This window comes from Microcoleus sp. Pol12A5 (assembly GCF_036701435.1).
Taxonomy (GTDB): domain Bacteria; phylum Cyanobacteriota; class Cyanobacteriia; order Cyanobacteriales; family Microcoleaceae; genus Microcoleus.
In genome coordinates this window covers 22,097-28,275 of the sequence record NZ_JAUBQU010000084.1, presented here as the reverse complement: position 1 = coordinate 28,275, position 6,179 = coordinate 22,097, and the positions used below count along the sequence as shown (strand labels likewise).

4 protein-coding genes are annotated in these 6,179 nt (G+C 44.0%); all 4 read right to left on the bottom strand.

Features of this window, described 5'->3' with window-relative positions; genetic code table 11:
• The coding region (locus QUA45_RS20265) for an AAA family ATPase (protein ID WP_333221963.1) at window positions 1–1,703 on the bottom strand (1,703 nt) is incomplete at its 3' end.
• Between the two features lie 37 nt (window positions 1,704–1,740).
• A complete protein-coding gene (locus QUA45_RS20260) occupies window positions 1,741–2,751 on the bottom strand; it encodes a methyltransferase (RefSeq protein ID WP_333150923.1) in 1,011 nt (336 codons plus the stop codon).
• 45 nt (window positions 2,752–2,796) lie between these two features.
• Window positions 2,797–3,870 carry an amidohydrolase family protein gene (locus QUA45_RS20255; RefSeq protein WP_333221962.1) on the bottom strand — a complete coding sequence of 358 codons (1,074 nt, stop codon included), beginning with the start codon at window positions 3,868–3,870 and terminating at the stop codon, window positions 2,797–2,799.
• An 18-nt stretch (window positions 3,871–3,888) separates the two neighbouring features.
• Window positions 3,889–6,150, bottom strand: a complete 2,262-nt coding sequence (locus QUA45_RS20250; RefSeq protein ID WP_333221961.1) for a TOMM precursor leader peptide-binding protein — start codon at window positions 6,148–6,150, stop codon at window positions 3,889–3,891.
• Window positions 6,151–6,179 lie beyond the last annotated feature (29 nt).

The window sequence follows — 6,179 nt, the reverse complement described above, 5'->3', positions numbered from 1 at the left end:
AAGAAAGGATTACCTGATGTTTTGCGATAAATTAACTCAGTTAGCGGCTCTACCAATTCTAGATTGCTGTGGAGAGTATCGGCAATCAATTGAGCGATGTGAGGAGCAGCTAAGGGGGCTAATCTTATCTTATTGAGAATGACTCCCTCTTTTTCTAAACGATTGAGGGTTAAGATTGAAGGGTGGGTGGGGCTAACTTCATTGTCTCGATAAGCACCAATCAGGAGCAAATATTTCATCTGCTCGTCAGTCAACATTAATTCGATAGACTTTAAACTAGCTGCATCTGCCCACTGTAAGTCATCCAAAAAAATGACCAGTGGATGTGAGCTTTGGCAAAACACCCGAACAAATTTTTGAAATACCAAGTTAAACCGATTTTGCGCCTCCATCGGCTCCAGTTGCTGAATCGGAGGTTGAGGCCCAACTATTAGTTCTACTTCAGGAATCACGTCAACGATGGCTTGACCGTTAGAGGCAAATGCTGCCAGTAGTTTTTCACGCCATTCTGATAGCTGCGCTTCATCTTCAGCTAAAATTTGCTGTATGAGAGAGCGAAAAGCAGCAGCAATTGCCGAGTAGGGAATATTGCGTTGTAACTGCTCGAACTTACCAGAAATAAAATAGCCTCGCCGAGCTGTAATTGGCTTGTAGAGTTCCTGTACCAGCACAGACTTACCGATGCCAGAATAGCCGGAAACGAGTACCATCTCAACGCACTTTCGTGTCGGTTCTTCTGAGCTATTTGCTGAGGCAATCCGCGCAAACTTTGATAATAATGTCTCAATTTCTTCCTCTCTACCGTAAAGTTTCTGCGGTATACTTAACCTATCAGAAAAATCTTGTTGGGCTAGCGGAAAATCTGCAATTTCTCCGCATATCTGAAACTGTCTGAGGCATTCTTCCAGATCCGCAGCGATGCCAAAGGCACTCTGGTAGCGTTCCTCCGCTGTTTTGGCTAACAATTTCACAATCAGGTTAGAAACAACTTTGGGTATATTGGGATCGAGTTCGTGAGGCGGTAGAGGCTGTTTGGCAAGGTGGCAGTGTACTAATTCCAAAGCATCGCTTGTATCGAAAGGTAAATAACCAGTTAGTATTCGATAAAATGTCGCGCCTAGAGAGTAAAAGTCTGTAGTGTAGTCGAGTACCCGATTCATCCTGCCTGTTTGTTCGGGTGACATATAAGCCAGTGTGCCTTCGAGAATATTTGGGTTTTTAATTATGGGATTTTCCCGCGTAAATAGTGTAGAAATGCCAAAATCAATAATTTTCAGGATATCTGTTTTTAAATTCCAAACAATATTGGCAGGATTGATATCTTTGTGAATAACATTAGCAGCATGGATTTCACCTAAAGTCTTCGTTATTTTAATAGCAATAGCAAGAAATTCAGGCAAGCTAAGTTTTCTATCTCTCAGGATAATGTCTAAGGATTCACCTCCAAAGTCTTCTAAAACTATTGCTAGTTTATTCTGATATTTTTGCAAATCATAAGCTTTAATCACTCCATCTATATTCAGGGAACGAGTAATTTCATACTCTTGCTTATATCTGGTTAGCTCCGCAGGGGTAGGATAATCTTCTTTGAGAACCTTGAGAATAACAGGTTGATTTTCCTGGCGGCGGTTTGCTCGATAAACTAGCGAATTCGAGCTTTCAAAAATTTGGGCGATAATTTGGTAAGTAGAAAAAATTTTCATACTTAAGATTTCACTCAACAAAAAATACAAACAAAAATCATGGTTTTTTAGCGCTAATCAGATGATAATAAGTATGAGTGGGTATTGACTGAAAATTAATAAACCCTACTGACGATAAGATTTCTTCTATTTCCTTTAAAGTATACTGCTTACCTTTCTCATACATCAGTAATATGGCTGACAAACAGGCGACTGTGAGCGGCCCATCTTTTGTGTCATGCAAAGGCATTTCATGCAACAACACTTTCCCGCCAGATTTGAGCGCGTCGAATGTTCGTTGAGCCAGCAAATAGCAATGTTCTAAATCCCAATCGTGAAAAACATTGCCAAATAGAACACCGTCAGGTTCTCCAGGCCACGCCTCTTCAAACATATCTCGCGCCACGGTAGTAATCTGTTTTTCTAAGCCATATTTGGCAATGTTTTTTTGTGCAATCTCGCATACAGGCTCAAGATCCATAACCGTGCATTGAATCTGCTGATTAAATGCTGCGATCGCGATCGCCAGCGCTCCCGAACCACCTCCGGCATCAAGAAGATGCGATATTTGACCGAACACAGGTTGTTTGGCTAAGTTTGCTGCGGTTGGCAGTATCATCATGTGCATCCGATCGATGAAGCTGTGCACCATCTCAATTTTGTGCTGATTCATCGCCACCGCCATCGGCATTGGTGGTTGAGCGCCACCGATTAATTTCATGCGAAGCAGATCCAGATACCATTCATGAGGAGGGCAAAACCCCGTATAGTAAAATGGGCTATCTGGAATCATGTATGTTTTTGCCACCTTTGTCAGGCCAAACCGTCCATCTTTCTGCCTTTCGAGTAATCCAAATGCGGCAAGAACTGCCATGAAAGCTTCAGAGATTATAGGTGTAATTCTGAGGTGTTTGGCAGCATCTTCAATTGTTTGCGGTGCTTCCTCTATCAGCTTGAATAGATTGATTTCTTGCGCTAATGTTATTACTGGCCCGATGATTCTAGAGCAACTTAGATCGAACAGTAAACGCTCATCGACTTCTGGAACGGGAAACGGTTCGTTGAACATATTTATGTAGAAGAAGGGAGTTGGGTCGTTAGGTTTGAATGAGATTCAACCGATCCCGTAGAAACGAGCCGGATTTTCCCACAAAATTTTTTCTACAGTTCCCTGGGGCAGTTGCCCCTCAAGAGCAACTACTTGCTCCACAATATCCGATTCGTATTCTCCATGAGGATAATCAGAACCAAAGAGGACGTTATCGGAGCCGATATACTCAATAACTTGAGATAAGTGTGATTCCGAAGGCTCCATAGAAACAAAACACTGACGGCGGAAATACTCGGAGGGCTTCATCTTCACATTATCGGCCACTTCCCAGCGCGAACTCTCGTATTCTCGATCGAGCCGCCACAACCAGTAGGGCAACCACCCGCATCCTGACTCCAAAAACCCAACTTTGAGTTGGGGATGGCGTTCGAGAACGCCACCTTCAATCAATGTTAGCAGAGCCATCATTTGTTCCATCGGATGGGAACAGGCACGTAAGGCAAAGCGAGTATTAAAGCGATCGGCCCCAGCAGTAGGCAGACGGCTAGGAGTTCCCTCGTGAATGCCAACGGCGATCGCCAATTCCTCACACTTCGTCCAAAATGGCTCGTAGGCGCGATCGCTCAAAATTCTTCCCTTGACAGGGTTGGGACGCAAAAAGACTGCTTTCCAGCCAAAATTAACGATGCGGAGCAATTCTGGCACCATCTCTTCTGGATCGTGAAGATTAATGCTGCCCACACCTTTGAGTATTTGGGGATTAAAACTACAGAAATCTCGCAGCCAATTATTATAAGCTCGCACAAAAGCACCCACCAATTGAGGAGCCATCGTATTCACCGCAGTGATAAAAAGCAGAGATGTGGGATAAATAAATGCCACATCAACCCCCATCTGCATCATCGCTTGCACCTGAATTTGGGGGTCAGCACCAGCCAGTGGCTCGACTTCCAAAAATGGTTTTGCCCATTGACGTAGATATTGCTCGGAGAACTTATTGATAATCGGTTCTCCTTGGATTTTCAGGTCTGGCGAAGGAGCAAAGTGCTTGAAAGCTGGTTCCAGATACTCTTCCCAAATGCTGTGGGGTTCGTAAACGTGAGCATCGGCATCGATAATTTTATAGTTTTTAAACATCTTTTGGGTAAGGGGAAATTATAACCACATTGGAATTGGATTCAGATTATCTTCAGATATTGGTTCGTTTAACCATCCCATTTGTACCGGAACATCATATAGCCGTCCTGCTCCTAAACGTTTCCAAAAATGCCGCATTCCAGGCACAATTACCTTCACCACCTTCAACCCAATATCAGGACGAGTTTGGTCCAGGACTAAGATTTCCATTCCCTTTTGTTCTACTATTTGTTGGCAACGCTTGATGTCTTCTAGTAGGTCGTCACTCCAGTTTTGAGCGTAATCGGAGTAAACTTTAGGGCTACTACTTTTATCGGGAACTAAATAGGGCTGATTCTGTAGCGTTGCAGTTTGCCACCAATTTAATGCTAAGGGTTCCGCTGAGGAGGCGTACTGGGTTTTACCATCGGCGTTAGTTGGTAAGACAACACCCAAAATTTGATTGATTTCCGTCAGCGCTCTACCAACAGCAATTTTAGCATCGAAATGAGAACCAAATCCTAAAAGAATATCTTCTGAGTCGCGATCGCCACATCGACTAATGGCAACAAAGGTAGGAATATTCAGATCGCTGGTGAGATCCAAAACCCACAAATCCCGATGGATGGACTGGTAAGATTGTTGCAGAGAGCGAAAATAAGGTTCATTAAAACTGTCCAAATCCACCTCCGGTTTTTGAATTCGGTTGTACCACCACAGCGCCACGCTATCTCGTTCGACCAATTCCATAAAACCTTGTAATATCGCCTCTTCCAAGGTATTACCCGCTGCACACCCGTTCGTATCTGCCCAACAGTCAGGTTTTTCTGGTTTGGGATAGCCAAAGTAACAGTAAGCAGTGGGGAGATACTTAAATTCCTGCTGAGTCAAAGACCAAACAGCCGTCCACTCGATCGCGTTGGTTTCATCAAATGGTTCGGGGACTCTTTGAGAAAGGCTCTGACAACTGGCATTCCAGTTTTGGCTATCGCTATATTGGGATTGGCTGAAATTCATACAAGCGTTGGGATGAATTGCGCGATCGCCGAGTTCCTGGTAGCTACTTTTAATTCTGATTTCATCCCCCTGGAAAACAGCAGAATATCTCTCTATAGCTTCTCCAAAACCGCTAACTCGCGCCTGAATATCCGTTCTTCCTTTTCCTCCACTTCTACCGCCAATGTTTTGAGCCAATGCTCTCAAGTCATCAAACATCGAGATAAAATGATGTTTGGCTACATAATTATGAAAACCATCTAGGCGATCGGGTAACTTTTGTAATTCTCGAATAACGCCCGCGATCGGACTAATATGATGCTGATATTTACTGAGGGTAGCTTCAGGGGAACTGCAACGGTGTCCGCCTTCAGCAGTAAATGTTTTTTTACGACTGCCGAGAATTAATGGCAGTGGTTTTGCACTATTCTGGCTTTTGCTAAATCCGCAAACCGGGCATTGAGGACGCTTGGTGAGAATATGGCTTTGAGTCTCTAAAGTCAAAGTATCGTGAGTAATTAATACCCCTTCCAATCGTTTATTTTCCCGATTCTGAACGATCCATTTTAAGACTTCAATAGCTGTCATCCCCAAAGCCGTTTGCAAGACACCAGGTATTTTCGCTAGGGGTGGCGTCAGCGGTGCTGTATCGTTCGTGTGTCTCTTAAGATACCCTTCAATGGGTCGATGGCATCGCAAGCGTTGCGCCAAACACTCCCAACAGCCCGTTTTTCTGGGATAGAAAAGGGGGCCAAGCCAGATAATTGTGCCAATCGGCTTGACAAGTAACCAGGGACGCGATTTTTGTAAGGCAAGCTGATTGAGCGCGGCTAGATCCAGTTGCAGGTAATCATCGCATAGAACCACCTCCAAATCGGCATCCTCGCTGACCTGGATTTGGTGCGATTCGAGAGTTTCAATTAATTCAGAAGCGGAAATAGAACCGATCGCCCTCACTGCGACTTTGGTTGTCTGTAAGTGATCGTGTGCGGCTTCCACGCTAATATTCAACTGCTCACAAAAAATCTGTAACGATGGCGACAGCAACTCATCACCGTTGCTCAGATAACCCTGATTCTTTAGTTGACTTAGCCCATAGTAGATATAAGATGCCGGCAGGCGATCTTGCAATTGCTTGACAATTTCATCAATGCTATGATTGCCATCCAACAACGGAGCTAATTGGGCGTAGATAGGATCGCTCAGTACAGCTGCATTCCTTTCCGACCAAAGGAAAACTCCTTCTGTTCTTTCTGTCTCGATGCGAAAGCAATCCTTAAATTTTGGCTTGTAATCGCGATACATTCTGTAAGCAAATTTATTGTATTAATTTA

What these genes read in the sequence shown, in the direction of transcription:
- QUA45_RS20260 (WP_333150923.1), bottom strand. Translation starts at nt 2,751, where the DNA reads ATGTTCAACGAACCGTTTCCCGTTCCAGAAGTCGATGAGCGTTTACTG.
- QUA45_RS20255 (WP_333221962.1), bottom strand. Translation starts at nt 3,870, where the DNA reads ATGTTTAAAAACTATAAAATTATCGATGCCGATGCTCACGTTTACGAA.
- QUA45_RS20250 (WP_333221961.1), bottom strand. Translation starts at nt 6,150, where the DNA reads ATGTATCGCGATTACAAGCCAAAATTTAAGGATTGCTTTCGCATCGAG.